Source organism: Devosia sp. SL43, from assembly GCF_021729885.1.
Taxonomy (GTDB): Bacteria; Pseudomonadota; Alphaproteobacteria; order Rhizobiales; family Devosiaceae; genus Devosia.
This window is the reverse complement of sequence record NZ_CP063401.1, coordinates 212907-226903: the sequence shown is the minus strand read 5'-3', so window position 1 is coordinate 226903 and position 13997 is coordinate 212907. Positions and strand designations below refer to the sequence as shown.

Genomic DNA, 13997 nt, shown 5'->3' with positions numbered 1-13997 from the left:
CCCCAATGGCAAACCGGGTGGCCCCTTGCAGGGTCACCCGGTTCGTCAGTTCTCGATTATTCAGCCGACGCGATGATGTCGACAAAACGCTGCTGGATTTCCTCGGCCGTCAGGTCGGGGTTAGCCCAGGCTTCAGCCCAAAGGTCGTCCATCTGGCCGATGGAGTCCTGGGTCAGGTAGATGCCTGCGCCCTGGATCACGCGGTTCGGGTCCTTCAGGATGTCGAGGCCGACCTTCATGCAATCGTCGGCGAGGGACATGTCAACGTCGTCACGCACGGGGAGCGAGCCCTTGGCGTTGTTGAACAGGGCCTGGACCGATGGATTGACCATCATCGAGGCCATCTTCAGCTGAGCCGCTTCCACAGCAGCATCTTCCTGCTTGGGGAAGAGGAAGATGTCGCCGCCGGTATCGAGGTAGGCTTCTTCAGCCGGGCCAGCGATACAAGCATAGTCGACGCCGGGGACTTCGCCAGCGACGGCGAATTCACCACGAGCCCAGTCACCCATGATCTGGAGCGCGGCCTGATCCTGGATAACCAGGTTGGTCGTGTCGTTCCACGTACGGTTGGCCGAACCTTCGTCGGTCAGGGTCTTGAGCGACTTGAAGATGTTAATAGCGCTCAGAACTTCCGGGCCACCAGCGACTTCAAGGTTACGGTCCTTGTAGATGGCCTCGTGGCCGGTCTTGCCGAGCTGCGAGAGCATCACGACGCCCATGGCGCCACCGATCTGCCAGGCTTCACCACCGATTGCGAACGGGATGATGCCAGCTTCCTGGAGCTTCGGAGCCGAAGCGATGAACTCGGTGAGGTTCTTCGGCAGCGGAACGCCAGCCTTTTCGAAGGCGGGAACCGAAGCCCAGGCCCACTGCCACGAGTGGATGTTCACCGGGACGCAGTAGATGGCGCCTTCGAACTCGCACACGTCCAGAATAGCGGCCGGACGGATAAAATCGCGCCAGCCTTCTTCGGTCGCCAGCGGGGTCAGGTCGAGCAGCAGGCCGGCTTCGGCGAGTTCTTCGAACTGACGGCTGATGTTGAACTGAGCGGCGCCCGGAGGATCGCCACCGAGGGTACGCTGAAGCGTAGCCGAACGGGCGTTTTCACCACCGGCAATGGCGGTATCGACCCACTTGTCTTCGCCCAGAGCGTCGAACTCGCGAGCAAAAACGGACACGGCAGCCTGTTCGCCACCCGACGTCCACCAGTGGATAACTTCGACATCCGCTGCATTAACAGCGGTGGAGCCGAGCAAAGCAGTTGCCATAGCGGCGACCACTGCAAACTTCTTCATAGGTTGTCCTCCCAACGATCACTTGGAGCGATATCGCTCCCGCGAAGTGCCAGCCGCAAGGTTGCCTTCTTGTGAGGCATCCCGAGCTGGCCGCATGTAATCGATTGCATTTCAGGCATCCCGAAATCGTTGCAATCGATTGCATTACTTTCGTACATGCCTTGCGGACCTGTCAATACAGATTTACACAGAATGCATAACTGACAGCGAGAGGGGGCGCTGGCAGGCATGAATTTGGTAAAAAAAGCGCCGACAATTCAAGACGTTGCGCGCTTTTCAGGTGTATCGACGGCAACCGTGAGCCGCGCCCTTTCGAGCCCCGAACGGGTCAGCGAGAGCACCCGCTTGCGCATTGACGAGGCGGTACGGGTTACCGGCTACACGCCCAACCAATCGGCGCGGTCCTTGCGCCAAAAAACGGCTCGCACGATCCTCGTGGCCCTACCCGATATCGGCAATCCGTTTTTCTCGGCCATCCTCGATTCCATCGAGCGCGAGGCCAGCATGCGCGGCTACGGCGTGCTGGTGGCCAATCGCTTTTCCGCCGAGGATTCGGGCCGTCGGATGCGCGATTACTTCCTCTCCAACCGCGTCGACGGCCTGTTGCTTTTTGATGGCGCGGTGGACCTGGCGCAACTGATGCTGCTGACCGGCGATCCGACGCCCGTACCGCTGGTGGTGGTCTGCGAACAGATCGCCGCCGCGCCGTTTCACACGGTGCGTACCGACAACTGCTACGCGGCTGAGTGCGCGACCCGCTACCTGATCGAGCTGGGTCACCTTCGAATCGGACACATAAGGGGCCCGGTCAACAATGTGCTGACCGGGGAAAGGGAGGCCGGCTTTCGCAAAGCCATGGGGGATGCAGCCCTGACTGTACGGGAGGACTGGCTGTTCTGGGGCTCGTTCGACATGGATGCCGGCTACGCAGCGGGACTTCGATTCGCCGCGCTGAAAGACCGGCCCACGGCGGTGTTTGCGGCCAATGACGAAAGTGCCATCGGATTTCTCTCCGCGCTCCATCGTCATGGCATCACCTGCCCGGGCGATGTTTCGCTGGTCGGCTTCGACGATCTTGAGATTGCTGCACACACCCAGCCGCCGCTGACCACGATGCGCCAGCCACGCGAGGCGCTGGGCCGTATCGCGGCCGGAGCACTGATCGACGTCATCGAAGGCCAGCGCAAAAGCCGCCTGCCAATGAACATGGTGCTCAGCTCCGAGCTGATCATCCGCGACAGCACGGCCCGCGCCCCTGCCCTGTTCGAGGCTGCGCTGATGCTTCCACATGCATAGTGGGAAATGCCGTTTCCTTTGGGCAAAAATGCGCTAAATGGGCGCATCCGGTCCCGTAGCTCAGCTGGATAGAGCAGCAGCCTTCTAAGCTGTTGGTCGGGGGTTCGAGTCCCTCCGGGATCGCCATCATTTGCTATTTTGGCGGCTTTGGATCGGTCGGCTGCTACTGTTTCGATCCGTCCGGCTTTCTGCCAAACGCGTCGATATTGTCGTCCTTCTGTTCCTCCGGATCGGTTTCGAGCGGCGCGGGCTTCGGGGGCTTGTTGGCCATCGTATGATGACCTTCTGCGTCACGGGTGATCATGCTCGGTCTCCTGGTCGTCCGACAGGGACAAGGCAGCGAGATGCCGATTGGTTCAATTGTCGAGGCGCGATGCTACAGTCGAAGTGCTATCGTCTGCCCTTCTGATCCCAGCCGACGACGACGCCATCGTCGAGCTTGACGCGGTCACGGAAGGCGTTCTTGCCTGTGCGTCCGTATTTGTAGACGTGGGCAACCTTGGTCTTGAGCACGCGCTCGTCGATCTCGGCGGGGCGGCCCCAGGCTTCGATCAGCTGTTCGCTGGTCATGCCCTCCCAGATGCGCTTGTGCATGATCATGTCGACGGCGTTTTCGTCGTTGTACTTGGCCAAGAGCGACAAGCGCCGCGCCGCATTCATCCCGATCACCAGGGCGGCGACCAGAACCAAAGCGAGACCGATGACGATTGCGATTTCCATACGGCCTCCAGCGGAGCGACGAGATCAATTCCGGCGTCGCCTGTCTAGAAGTCGAAGCCCATCTGCGACGCCGCCGGCTTCTGCCGGGTCGCGGCGACGACAGGTTGTTCAAGCACAGGGATCGGCGCGGGCTTGGGCTCGGGCTGCTTTTTTGGGGTCAAGGCGGCAGACTTGGCCGGCGGCTTTGCCTTTGGTAATGGGACAGACGCCAGGCCGACCAGCCAATCCCGGACCGGCTTCAACCTCTTGGTATGCAGCTCGTAGCGGTTTTCGCGACCTGACTTCTTCTCGCTGATCAGCCGGGCCTGCTTCAGCACGCCCAGATGGCGCGAGATCGCCGGGCGGCTGATATCGAAGGCATCAGCGATCTGATGCACCGGCTGCGGTCCAGTCTGCAGGATTTCGATGATCCGGCAACGGGTTGGATCGGCCAGGGCAACAAGGATGGCAATGGGTGGCATGCAAAAATCCGGAACAAAGGCACTTTGGCTTAGGTAACGATAGGGTTACTCGTCAAGATGCCGCATTGTTCGTGCAACGGCTTGTTCACCAGATACGTTGTGGTGCGCTTTACGATGCGACCCGATCGTAAAGTGTGTGCAATAATCCGGTTACTTCCTTCGGCGAAGGTCGGGGCCAAAGGAGCAGTCCGACAGTGCAAAATGATCAGGCGACATATTCCTGGTGGAGCCGCGAACAGCGGCCCTACACCCTTGCCGAACTGATCGTGGACGGCGTGGTTCATGTGCTGGGGCTGGTCGTGGCCGTCGCCGCCGGATCGATTCTCCTTGCTTTTGCCATTCTCGAGACGGCCCCTGAGGCCGTGCCAGCGCTTGCAGTCTATGTTGGCTCGCTGATCGCCGTGCTAGGGGTGTCTCTCGCCTACAATCTCTGGCCGGTTTCGCCGGTCAAGATGCTGTTGGCACGCTTTGACCAGGCCGCCATTTTTCTTTTCATCGCAGGCACCTATACGCCGTTCCTAGCCGTTCTTGGCGGCTCGACAACGGGCATCCTGATGACGACTTTCGTCTGGGGCGCTTCGCTGATCGGTGTGGCGCTCAAGCTGATCGTGCCCGAGCGTTTCGGCCGACTGGCCATCGCGCTCTATCTGGCCATCGGCTGGAGCGGCATCCTGGTGTTCCAGTCGCTGGCCCAGTCCCTGCCCCCGACCACGATGTGGCTATTGGTAGCCGGCGGGGTGACCTATTCGATGGGCATCATCTTCCATCTTTGGGAGAAGCTGAAATTCCAAAACGCGCTGTGGCACGTATTCGTGGTGGTGGGTGCCAGCCTTCACCTTTGGGCCGTCATCGACTGCATGGTGATCCACCGTCTTAATTGACGACGGGCACCACCCGGTCATGTTCCATCGTGTCACCGGGCTTGAGGCCGATTTCGACTGAGCGGCCGCCTGGAATTTCCAGCACGAACTGGACCGGTACTTCCGACGGGATCGAGGTTGGATCCTGCGGGCGGGCGTTGACGTGGATGGTTTTCACCACGCCATCGGTGCCGACGAAGATCATGTCGAGCGGGATGAAGGTGTTGCGCATCCAGAAGGAGACTTCTCGCTCTTCCTTGAAATCGAACAGCATTCCGGCATCGTCGGCCAGTTCAGTTACAAACATCAGACCTTGGGCGCGGCTTTCGGGCGTATCGACCACGTCGACCTGGAAGGTGTAGTCGCCGGTGCTGGTGTGCAGGATCAAATCCTCGGCCAGGGCCGCTACCGGAGCCAGCATCACGGCAAAAGCGATAGCAACGCCCGCACAGCGAAGTGCCGGGGCGAGGCCTTGAGCAGACAGGATCATGGCAGATTTCCTAGTGGGAGGACGGCGCGTCGCCCCAACCATCGGGCCGGATTTCGGCGACCATAAGGCCCTTGGGGCCATTGCCGTAGCGGACCAGCACATATTGGCCCGGCCGCAGCTCTGTTATGCCGAAGCGGCGGAGGGTTTCCATATGCACGAAGATATCAGGCGTGCCCTCGCCGGCCGACAGGAAGCCGAAGCCGCGGATGCGGTTGAACCATTTCACTTCGAGCCGAACCATGCCGGATGTCGCCTCGACCACGACATGCGTACGTGGCGCGGGCATCTGCGCCGGATGCCGCGCAGTGGATTCATCCATGGAAACAATGCGGAAGGCCTGCAAGCCGCCGGGACGGTTGAGCGCCTCGACGACGATGCGGGCGCCCTCATAGGCGGTCTGGTAGCCATCGCGGCGCAGGCAGGTCACATGCAGCAGAACATCGGGCATGCCGTTGTCAGGCACGATGAAGCCGAAGCCCTTGCCAGCGTCGAACCACTTGATCGCTCCCGCGATTTCGATGGTGTCGAGGCCAGCGTCGCCAGTGCTGTGCATGCTATCGGCATGATCCGTCGCGCCTGCCTGACCTGGCAGGTTTGCGGGCTCTTCGCCATCGCCGCCGAACTTGGCCCCCATATTCCCCAAACCTTCGTACTCGCCCCACCGCCGCAGGGTACTCCACAATGGCAACACTGTGTCCGATTCAGCGGCGCTTGTTAAGCATCTCTTAGGAATTTCTCAAGGTTGCCCGAGGACGTCTAGCTTGGTAGGCCATTGGTCAACCGGCAATGCCAAGGAGAAACACCAATGCAGTATCTGCACACCATGGTTCGTGTGACCAATGTCGAGGACAGTTTGCGCTTTTATTGCAATGGGTTAGGTCTGGAAGAGACGCGGCGGATCGAGAATGAGAAGGGTCGTTTCACCCTGATTTTCCTGCGCGCGCCGGGCGATCAGGGTGGCGAGGTCGAACTGACCTATAACTGGGATCCGGAAGAATATACCGGCGGGCGCAATTTCGGCCACCTGGCGTATCGGACCAAGGATATCTACGCGCTGTGCCAGCACCTTAGCGATATGGGTGTGACCATCAACCGGCCGCCACGCGACGGTCACATGGCCTTCGTGCGCTCGCCGGACGGCATTTCGGTGGAGCTGATCCAGGACGGCACCCTGCCCCCGCAGGAACCCTGGCTGTCCATGCCGAATGCCGGAAAGTGGTAGCACCCCATTCGATGCAGGGCCGCACTTCGCGCGAATATGCGGACAGACTGCTACCCTGCCTGGCAACACATCGCTAACCGTACCGCTTAGGCTGCGGTTAGCGAAACCGATCGTATTTTAGCGACTTCAGAAACGGGTCATTGCCTGTTGCTCCAGAGCAACAGGTGGCCATCGGAAGCCGCCATGTACTCTACCCTTCGCACCCTCGCCGCCATCGCGATTTGCGCGCTGACCTTGGCAGCCTGCGTGCCTATGGCCATGTTTGCCAGTTCAAGCGGCGCCGGCTATTCCGGCAAACGCAACGATTGGGGCACGTTCGTATCGAGCAACGAGGTCAATGCGCTGTGCCTGGCGCCCAAGCTGCGGTTCCTGATCTGGGAATTTGAGGGCCACTTCGGGCGCAAGGTGGTGATGAACTCAGGCTATCGCGACGGCCAGCATAACTCGGCCGCCGGCGGAGCGGATAACTCCTATCATACCAAGTGCATGGCGGCCGATTTCTACATCCCCGGCGTCGACAAAAGTGCGCTCATAGCCTTTGCGATGCGCACCAGCAGCGTCGGTGGGCTGGGCTGCTATCCGGGTCGGCAATTCATCCATGTGGATGTTCGCGACCGGCCGCGCGGCTACAACCGGCCGGTGACATTCTCGGGCTGCTAAAAATTTCGGGATGAATGCGCATAATGGGTTGCGCATCGGAAATCACCCAACTATACGACCACCAGCGCTTAGGCGCCCTTCGTCTATCGGTTAGGACGGCACCCTTTCACGGTGCAGAGAGGGGTTCGACTCCCCTAGGGCGTACCATTCCTTCTTCGTTGGGAATGACATAGACTAAGCCAAATGTTCCTAGGTCCGCGGCCATCGTCTATCGGTTAGGACGGCACCCTCTCACGGTGCAGAGCGGGGTTCGATTCCCCGTGGCCGTACCAGGAACCTCTCCCCCACGATCGGAAGCGCCGTCACCAGATTTTAACCGTGACCGTTGCACCTTGCCGCCTATGACGAGGCGGGAGGACAGACGTGCCAGCACTCAGCGAATATGCACAGCGCAAGAAGATAGAGCATTTTCTGGCGCCCATCCCCAAGGACGCCCGCATTCTCGAGATTGGCTGCGGCTCGCGTTGGGTCGGCGACTATCTGCGCGCCAGTGGCTGGCAACACTATATCGGCGCCGATCTGGTGCCGCCGGCCGACATCGTCGGCGATATCAAGGAATGGCGCTCGCTCGGTCTTGAGTCGGCCTCGTTCGACGTGGTGATCGCCTTCGAGGTGATCGAGCATGTCGACCTGGTGCGCGAAGCCTATGACCTGCTCAAGCCCGGCGGGCAGATTCTGCTGACCTCACCCGTGCCGCATATGGATTGGGCGATGAAGCTGCTGGAGTGGCTGGGCCTCAACCAGCGCAGGACCAGTCCACATTCCAATCTGGTCTATTTCGAGCGCATCCCACTGTTCGAGCAGGTCTCGCTGCGGCGCAAGGCGGCTTTGTCGCAATGGGGCATCCTGCGCAAGCCAATGGCGGCCTGACGGCTGCGCTGTACTCTTCAGTCCGTGCCCGCCCGGGTTGTGACGCTGACCAGATGGTGCCGGCCGATTGGCACGATCATCGGGGTGTCGGAGATGGGGTCGATGACCACGCGCGAGGCCATGCCGAAGACATTGGCGACCACGGCTTCGGTCATCACGTCCGACGGGCGACCCTCGGCGACGAGCTTGCCTGATTTCATCGCGATGATGTGGTCGGCATAGCGGCAGGCCAGGTTGAGATCGTGCAGCACGACCACGACGGTGCGACCGTTGTGCTTGACCAGGTCGGTCAGCAGATCGAGCACTTCCACCTGGTGATTGATGTCGAGGAAGGTGGTCGGCTCGTCGAGTAGCAACACATCGGTCTGCTGGGCCAGGGCCATGGCGATCCAGACGCGCTGGCGCTGGCCGCCGGAGAGCTCGTCCACGGGGCGATCGGCAATATCGAGCGTGTCGGTGGCCGTCAGGGCTTCGGCGACGGCCGCATCATCCTCCGGAGTCCAGCGACGGAACCAGCCTTGATGGGGGTAGCGACCCCGTCCAACGAGATCGGCGACGACGATGGCATCTGGCGCGATCGGCGATTGCGGCAGGACGCCGAGGATGGTGGCGACCTCCCTGGTCGACATCTGGTGGATGGGCTTGCCATCGAGATAGACGGCGCCGCGGGTGGGCGCGAGCAAGCGGGCCAGGCCGCGCAGCACGGTGGACTTGCCGCAGGCATTGGCGCCGACGATGACGGTGAGCTTGCCTGACGGAATGGTGAGGTTGAGATCATTGACGATCTGGCGGTCGCCATAGCCCAGATCCATGCCGGCGGCGAGCAGCTGGTGGTTCACGGTCAATTGGACACTCCTAGTTCACCCGCCCTGCCCGGTTCGATACCACGAGCAGCCAAAGCAGGAATAGCGCACCGAAGAGGCCGGTGACGACGCCGACGGGGAGCTGGATGGTTGGCAAGGCGTGCTGCGCCACGAGGTCGGAGCCCAGCATGACCAGTGCCCCGACAAGGGCGGCCTGGACGAAGCCCTTGCCGCTGCCGGCGAGTAGGCTGCGGGAGATGGGACCGGCGACGAAGGCCACAAAGGTTACCGGACCGACCGCGGCAGTGGCGAAGGCGGCGTAGCCGACGGCGGCGAGGATCAGGCCGAGGCGAACGACCTCGACGCGGGCGCCGAGCGCGGTGGCGGTGTCGTCGCCCAGCTGCAGGGCGTCAAGGGCGCGGACGGCGATGATGGTGATAGGCAGGAGCACGGCCATGGCGATGGCCAGGGGCACGATCTTGTCGGTATTGGCGGCATTGAGGCTGCCGATGAGCCAGCCGAGGGCCTGCTGGGCCTCGACGAGGCGGGCGCGGGTGAACAGATAGGACATGACGGCGCCCATCATGGCGGCCATGCCGATGCCGATGAGCACCACGCGATAGGCGGTGACACCGCCGCGCCAGGCGAAGCCGTAGATGGCGAAGGCCGTGAGCACGGCGCCGACCAGCGCGCCCAGGGAGACGGCGAAACCGGACAGGCCAAGGGTGATGATGCAGAACACGGCGGCGGCGCTGGCGCCGTGGGAAATACCGATAATGTCGGGGCTGGCCAAGGGGTTACGCAGGATCGTTTGGAAAATGATTCCGGACAGAGCGAAGGCAATGCCTGACAGCACCGCCAGCGTGGTGCGTGGCAGGCGGACATTGAGCACGATGAAGTCGATGCCCTTGTTGACCTCGCCGGTGATGGGCGAGAGCAGCGAGCGGACCACGTCGGCGGGGGCGACGGGGAAATCGCCCAGATAGAGCGAGACTGCGATGGTCAGCAGCAGTAGGGCGGCCAGGATGGCGGTGACGGCGTAGCGCCGGGCAGCGAGACGGCCCCTGATGGCATGAACTGTGGCGGCGGCATCGAGCGCGGTCATCACAGGCTCGCCAGTTTGCGGCGGCGGACCAGCGCAATGAAGAACGGCGCGCCAATGAAGGCGGTGACAATGCCGACCTGAACCTCGCCCGGTAGCGCGATGACGCGGCCGATCACGTCGGCGCCCAGCAGCAGCATGGGGGCGAGCAGCATCGAATAGGGCAATATCCAGCGATAGTTGGGGCCGGTGATGGCGCGGGCAACATGCGGCACGGTGAGGCCGACAAAGGCGATCGGCCCCGCAGCCGCGGTGGAGGCGCCGGCCAGGATCACGGCGGCGAGCCCGGCAATGGCGCGCGAGCGGCCGACACTCTGACCCAGAGAACGGGCGACATCCTCGCCCATGGAGAGACCATCGAGCAGGCGGCCGGTCATGAGTGCCAGAACGACGCCAATAGCGAGGAACGGTGCGACCTGGATGAAGATGTCCATGCTGCGCCCGGCGAGCGAACCGACCTGCCAGAAGCGGACCTCGTCGAGAGTGCGCGGGCTGGTGAGGAGGATGGCGTTGATGACCGATTGCAGGGCGGCGGTGACTGCAGCGCCGGCCAAAGCCAGCTTGATTGGGGTCGCGCCCTCGCGGCCAAGCGAGGCGACCGAATAGACCACAAGCATGGCCACGCCAGCGCCGACAAAGGCCAGCCAGACATAAAGGCTGAGTTGGGTGATGCCCAGAACGGCTATTCCCAGAACGACGAAGAGGGCCGCGCCGGCATGAATGCCCAGGATGGCGGGATCGGCGAGCGGGTTGCGGGTGGCGCCCTGCAGCACGGCGCCGGATAGGCCCAGCGCGGCGCCGACAGTGAGGCCGATGACGGTGCGCGGCAGCCGCAAATCCCAGATGATGCGGTGATCGGTTGAACTGGCGTCGTAGGCGGTCAGCGCGGCCCAGACGGTGTCGAGCGTGATGGGTCGTGCCCCGACCGTGATAGAGAGGAAGGCCACCGCCAGCAAGGCCGCGACAAGGCACAGAAGGCCGAGCGTGAGCACGGCCTCCTTGCTGTGGCGGACGGTTGGCTGGCCAGTGGGCACGACTATTCCGTGAGGTTCTCGTCGGCGGCGTTGATGGCTGACGTGAGCTTGTCGAGTTCGCTGGCATAGGCGGCGTAGTTGCGGAGCCAGAAGGCGGGCCAGTCGGTGACGGCGCCGGCGGCGGCGGCCTTCATCAGGGTCCAGGTGGGCTGGGCCTTGGCGGTCTCGATGGTGGTGGCCGAGCGGTTGTCGACGAGGATCAGGTCGGGTTGGTATTTGTCGGCATTTTCCCAGGAGAGGGTTTCCCAGTAGCCGCGGTCGTCAGCGACTTCCGGGTCGATGAGCTCGAGGCCCCAGTTGTGGAAATCGACCAATTCGGCCGAACCGGCGGTAGCGGCCACGTAGAGCGCGTCGGTGCCGGCCCAGACGGCCAGCGCGGTCAGGTTCGGCTTGGCGGCGACGGCGGCCTTGAAGGCCTCCAACGAGGCTTCGAAGGTGGTCTTGGCCGAGGCGATTTCTGGCTTGCTCAGGTCGGCGCCGAGGCTTTCGGCCAGGGTCTCGTAGTCCTCGATCAGGGCAACGATCGAATCGCCCTGGGTCGGGCCGGTGAACGGCGCGAGCTGGGTGAGGGCGGTGTAGACCTTCTCGCCACCGCTCCAAGCCTTGTCGAGCGGCCAGTATTCGCCGATCACCAGATCAGGCTGCAGGGCGGCGGCCTTCTCGATGTCGACCTCCTCCCAGGCCTGACCGATGATCTCGATGCCTGTAAGGTCGAGGCCCTGCAGCGGCTTGGCTTCGGCGACCGGGCTGTCGGCAAAGATGGCGATCGGACGAATGCCGAGCGGGATCAGCCCGGCCGCGGCGTCCTGGCTGGCGATGATGCGGGTGGGAACGGCGTCGAGTGTTACGGTATTGCCCGTACTGTCGGTGTAGCTCCAGGGTTCGGCGGCAGCCAGGGAGGGCGCCAGAGCCAGCGCGGCAATTGTGAGGGACAGCAGGGTTTTAAAGGTCACGGCAAGCTCCCGGGAATGCGGTATTGAGCCGGTAACTAGCGGTCTAAATATGAGCGGTCAAGTCATGTTAGTATCCGGCACGAAACTGAAACCGGCCCTGGCTCGTAGTCACTAGTGACAACAAGGAAAACAGTATGCAGCAGGGCATTGCGTGGATTATCGGCGGCGGCTCCGGAATCGGGGCCGCGGTGGCCCAATTGCTGGCGGAACGCGGCTGGACCGTCGCGATTTCCGGCCGACGGGCAGACAAGCTGGATGCCGTGGCCAAGGCGCATAGCGCAATACGTCCCTACACTCTCGACGTGACCGATGCGGCTGCGATCGGAGAGACAGTCAAGGCGATTGCCGGCGACCTGGGACGGATCGACCTCTTCATCTTCGGCGCGGCAGCCTGGCAGCCGATGGATGTGGGCGACTACGCGTTCGAGAAGTTCGCCAAGATCGTCGACACCAACTACCTGGGCGTCATCCGCATCGCCAATCCGGTGCTGGCGCAGATGGACAAGCAGGGCGGCGGGCATTTCGCCGTGATTGCCTCGGTGGCGGGTTATTTCGGATTGCCGCGATCGGCGGCCTATTCATCGACCAAGGCGGGACTGATCAACCTGCTTGAGACAATGCGGACAGAGCTGGCGCCGCGCAACATCAAGGTGCGGATGATCGCCCCGGGCTTCGTCAAATCCGAGCTGACCGACAAGAACGACTTCCCCATGCCGTTCCTGATGGAGACGGACGACGCGGCCAAGCGGATCGTCGATGGGCTGACGCGGTCCGACCGCTTCGAGATCGCCTTCCCCAAGCGGATGGTGTGGCTGATGAAGACGGTGCGCTGGCTGCCCTATCCGGTGTTCTTCTGGCTGACGGGGAAGATGCTGCCGAAGTAGTAAGCGAGATGTCGTCCTCTCCCGTTCACGGGAGAGGGGGACCACGCGAAGCGTGGTGGAGAGGGCGGCCACGCCCACAATGCACGGTTGCATCCAGCCTGCGGCACCCCCCTCCACCGCCCTATGGGCGGTCCCCCTCCCCCGCAAGCGGGGGAGAGTAAGGCGTCGCTCATGCCGGCTTGCGGTACTGGTAGATCCCGACGTCGATCGAGCCTTCCGTGAAGCCTGCCTCGCAATAGCTGAGGTAGTAGACCCACTTGCGCTTGAAATATTCGTCGTAGCCGAGAGGGGCGATCATCGGCCAGCGTTCGAGGAAGCGCTCGCGCCAGAGTTTTAGGGTCTTGGCGTAGCTCAGGCGGAACGTGTCGACGTTCTCGAGCACGAGGCCATACTTGTCGCCGAATTCATTCATCACCGTCTTGGTCAGCAGCATTCCGCCCGGGAAGATGTAACGCTGGATGAAGTCGGGGCCGCTGCGATAGCCGTCGAAATCGGCTTCGTTGATGGTGATGGCCTGGATGGCAGCGGTACCGCCGGGTTTCAGGCGGTCATGGATGGTCTGGAAATAGCTGGGCCAATTGTCTTCGCCCACGGCCTCGATCATCTCGATCGAGCCGATATGGTCGAACTGGCCCTGGGTGTGGCGATAGTCCTCGAAGACCAGCGTCGCGAACGTGTCCAGATCCTGCTTGGCAAGGCGCTCCTGGCCGTATTTGAGCTGCTCGGCGGACAGGGTGATGCCGCGCAGGTTGGCCTTGTAGTCGCGCGCGACGGTTTCGGCGAAACCGCCCCAGCCGCAGCCGATTTCGAGCACGGACGAGCCTTCGGTCACGCCGGCCATGTCGGCGACGCGGCGATATTTGGCCAGTTGCGCCTCTTCGAGGCTCTGGTCGCCGGAGGTGAAGACGGCCGAGGAATAGGTCATGGAGGGGTCGAGCCACTGACCGTAGAAGTCGTTGCCGAGGTCGTAATGCTCAGCAATGTTCTTCTTGGACCCTTCGAGCGTATTGCGCCGCGACAGGTGGTAGTGGAGATCGCCTGCGGCCCGGCGGAAGAAACCGGGATTGGCTTGCTCGAACATGTCGCGATTCTGCAGGAAGAAGCGGAACAGCGCTGTCAGGTCATCGCACTCGATATCGCCGTTCATATAGGACGAGGCGAAGCCGACCGTGCCGCGTTGCATGGCCTCGGAAACAACCCTGAGATTGTTGAGACGCAGAACCGCGTGCTCGCCGGTCGAAGGGCTGCCGACGGTGCGGGTGCGGCCGTTGGGGAAAATAACCGTCAGCGCACCGTGGCGCGGCTTGCCGAGAAGGGACACGCCAACGCGCTCCACGAACCATGAGG

The 13997-nt window shown here is 62.5% G+C and carries 17 protein-coding genes and 3 tRNA genes; 9 read left to right on the top strand and 11 right to left on the bottom strand.

What is annotated here, in order from left to right; genetic code table 11:
• Positions 1-56: 56 nt before the first annotated feature.
• Positions 57-1295, bottom strand: a complete 1239-nt coding sequence (locus tag IM737_RS01100) for an ABC transporter substrate-binding protein (protein ID WP_236897668.1) — start codon at positions 1293-1295, stop codon at positions 57-59.
• 297 nt (positions 1296-1592) lie between these two features.
• On the opposite strand from IM737_RS01100, the gene IM737_RS01095 reads away from it, so the two are divergent.
• Both IM737_RS01095 and IM737_RS01090 read left to right on the top strand, forming a co-directional pair.
• Positions 1593-2591: a LacI family DNA-binding transcriptional regulator gene (locus IM737_RS01095; protein WP_236897666.1), complete on the top strand. Its 999-nt coding sequence runs from the start codon at positions 1593-1595 to the stop codon at positions 2589-2591.
• 49 nt (positions 2592-2640) lie between these two features.
• Positions 2641-2717: transfer RNA gene (locus IM737_RS01090), tRNA-Arg, on the top strand.
• Positions 2718-2754: 37 nt separating this feature from the next.
• Here IM737_RS01090 and IM737_RS01085 read toward each other — a convergent pair.
• From IM737_RS01085 to IM737_RS01075, 3 genes are all read right to left on the bottom strand, one after another.
• A complete protein-coding gene (locus IM737_RS01085) occupies positions 2755-2895 on the bottom strand; it encodes a hypothetical protein (RefSeq protein WP_236897664.1) in 141 nt (46 codons plus the stop codon).
• An 86-nt stretch (positions 2896-2981) separates the two neighbouring features.
• On the bottom strand, positions 2982-3311 hold the full coding sequence (locus IM737_RS01080) for a hypothetical protein (RefSeq protein ID WP_236897663.1): 330 nt from the start codon (positions 3309-3311) through the stop codon (positions 2982-2984).
• A 44-nt stretch (positions 3312-3355) separates the two neighbouring features.
• On the bottom strand, positions 3356-3772 hold the full coding sequence (locus IM737_RS01075; RefSeq protein ID WP_236897661.1) for an ArsR/SmtB family transcription factor: 417 nt from the start codon (positions 3770-3772) through the stop codon (positions 3356-3358).
• A 194-nt stretch (positions 3773-3966) separates the two neighbouring features.
• On the opposite strand from IM737_RS01075, the gene trhA reads away from it, so the two are divergent.
• The gene (gene trhA, locus IM737_RS01070) at positions 3967-4653 is read left to right on the top strand and encodes a PAQR family membrane homeostasis protein TrhA (protein ID WP_236897659.1); all 687 of its coding nucleotides are present in this window, start codon (positions 3967-3969) and stop codon (positions 4651-4653) included.
• On the opposite strand, the gene IM737_RS01065 is transcribed toward trhA, so the two are convergent.
• Together IM737_RS01065 and IM737_RS01060 are read right to left on the bottom strand one after the other, a co-directional pair.
• Positions 4646-5122, bottom strand: a complete 477-nt coding sequence (locus IM737_RS01065) for a DUF192 domain-containing protein (protein ID WP_236897657.1) — start codon at positions 5120-5122, stop codon at positions 4646-4648. The genes trhA and IM737_RS01065 overlap by 8 nt on opposite strands.
• A gap of 10 nt (positions 5123-5132) precedes the next feature.
• On the bottom strand, positions 5133-5675 hold the full coding sequence (locus tag IM737_RS01060) for a cold-shock protein (protein ID WP_236899829.1): 543 nt from the start codon (positions 5673-5675) through the stop codon (positions 5133-5135).
• A gap of 252 nt (positions 5676-5927) precedes the next feature.
• On the opposite strand from IM737_RS01060, the gene IM737_RS01055 reads away from it, so the two are divergent.
• The 5 genes from IM737_RS01055 to IM737_RS01035 all read left to right on the top strand — a co-directional run bounded on the left by IM737_RS01055 (position 5928) and on the right by IM737_RS01035 (position 7874).
• Positions 5928-6344, top strand: coding sequence for a VOC family protein (locus tag IM737_RS01055; RefSeq protein ID WP_236897655.1), 417 nt, complete (start codon positions 5928-5930; stop codon positions 6342-6344).
• A gap of 183 nt (positions 6345-6527) precedes the next feature.
• A complete protein-coding gene (locus tag IM737_RS01050) occupies positions 6528-7004 on the top strand; it encodes a YcbK family protein (protein ID WP_236897654.1) in 477 nt (158 codons plus the stop codon).
• Positions 7005-7076: 72 nt separating this feature from the next.
• Positions 7077-7151: transfer RNA gene (locus tag IM737_RS01045), tRNA-Glu, on the top strand.
• A 50-nt stretch (positions 7152-7201) separates the two neighbouring features.
• A tRNA-Glu gene (locus IM737_RS01040) sits at positions 7202-7276 on the top strand.
• 91 nt (positions 7277-7367) lie between these two features.
• A complete protein-coding gene (locus tag IM737_RS01035) occupies positions 7368-7874 on the top strand; it encodes a class I SAM-dependent methyltransferase (RefSeq protein WP_236897653.1) in 507 nt (168 codons plus the stop codon).
• Positions 7875-7891: 17 nt separating this feature from the next.
• Here the strand turns inward: IM737_RS01035 and IM737_RS01030 are convergent, their stop codons facing one another.
• The 4 genes from IM737_RS01030 to IM737_RS01015 are packed head-to-tail and all read right to left on the bottom strand — an operon-like array spanning position 7892 to position 11766.
• Entirely contained in the window at positions 7892-8686 is a 795-nt protein-coding gene (locus tag IM737_RS01030) for an ABC transporter ATP-binding protein (protein WP_236899828.1), read from the bottom strand.
• A 43-nt stretch (positions 8687-8729) separates the two neighbouring features.
• Complete coding sequence (locus IM737_RS01025; RefSeq protein WP_236897652.1) at positions 8730-9782, bottom strand: FecCD family ABC transporter permease; 1053 nt, start codon at positions 9780-9782, stop codon at positions 8730-8732.
• On the bottom strand, positions 9782-10813 hold the full coding sequence (locus tag IM737_RS01020) for a FecCD family ABC transporter permease (protein WP_236897651.1): 1032 nt from the start codon (positions 10811-10813) through the stop codon (positions 9782-9784). The genes IM737_RS01025 and IM737_RS01020 overlap by 1 nt, the downstream gene beginning before the upstream one ends.
• 2 nt (positions 10814-10815) lie before the next feature.
• Positions 10816-11766 (bottom strand): ABC transporter substrate-binding protein, encoded by a 951-nt coding sequence (locus tag IM737_RS01015; protein WP_236897650.1) that lies wholly within the window; start codon positions 11764-11766, stop codon positions 10816-10818.
• Between the two features lie 134 nt (positions 11767-11900).
• Between IM737_RS01015 and IM737_RS01010 the strand changes: the two genes are divergently transcribed.
• Positions 11901-12650: an SDR family NAD(P)-dependent oxidoreductase gene (locus IM737_RS01010; protein WP_236897649.1), complete on the top strand. Its 750-nt coding sequence runs from the start codon at positions 11901-11903 to the stop codon at positions 12648-12650.
• A gap of 169 nt (positions 12651-12819) precedes the next feature.
• Here the strand turns inward: IM737_RS01010 and IM737_RS01005 are convergent, their stop codons facing one another.
• On the bottom strand, positions 12820-13971 hold the full coding sequence (locus tag IM737_RS01005; RefSeq protein WP_236897648.1) for an SAM-dependent methyltransferase: 1152 nt from the start codon (positions 13969-13971) through the stop codon (positions 12820-12822).
• Positions 13972-13997: the final 26 nt, after the last annotated feature.

Excerpts from the sequence above, each read along its gene's own strand:
- IM737_RS01100 (WP_236897668.1), bottom strand. The coding sequence starts at position 1,295 with ATGAAGAAGTTTGCAGTGGTCGCCGCTATGGCAACTGCTTTGCTCGGC.
- IM737_RS01085 (WP_236897664.1), bottom strand. The coding sequence starts at position 2,895 with ATGATCACCCGTGACGCAGAAGGTCATCATACGATGGCCAACAAGCCC.
- IM737_RS01080 (WP_236897663.1), bottom strand. The coding sequence starts at position 3,311 with ATGGAAATCGCAATCGTCATCGGTCTCGCTTTGGTTCTGGTCGCCGCC.
- IM737_RS01075 (WP_236897661.1), bottom strand. The coding sequence starts at position 3,772 with ATGCCACCCATTGCCATCCTTGTTGCCCTGGCCGATCCAACCCGTTGC.
- IM737_RS01065 (WP_236897657.1), bottom strand. The coding sequence starts at position 5,122 with ATGATCCTGTCTGCTCAAGGCCTCGCCCCGGCACTTCGCTGTGCGGGC.
- IM737_RS01060 (WP_236899829.1), bottom strand. The coding sequence starts at position 5,675 with ATGCACAGCACTGGCGACGCTGGCCTCGACACCATCGAAATCGCGGGA.
- IM737_RS01055 (WP_236897655.1), top strand. The coding sequence starts at position 5,928 with ATGCAGTATCTGCACACCATGGTTCGTGTGACCAATGTCGAGGACAGT.
- IM737_RS01050 (WP_236897654.1), top strand. The coding sequence starts at position 6,528 with ATGTACTCTACCCTTCGCACCCTCGCCGCCATCGCGATTTGCGCGCTG.
- IM737_RS01030 (WP_236899828.1), bottom strand. The coding sequence starts at position 8,686 with ATGGATCTGGGCTATGGCGACCGCCAGATCGTCAATGATCTCAACCTC.
- IM737_RS01025 (WP_236897652.1), bottom strand. The coding sequence starts at position 9,782 with ATGACCGCGCTCGATGCCGCCGCCACAGTTCATGCCATCAGGGGCCGT.
- IM737_RS01010 (WP_236897649.1), top strand. The coding sequence starts at position 11,901 with ATGCAGCAGGGCATTGCGTGGATTATCGGCGGCGGCTCCGGAATCGGG.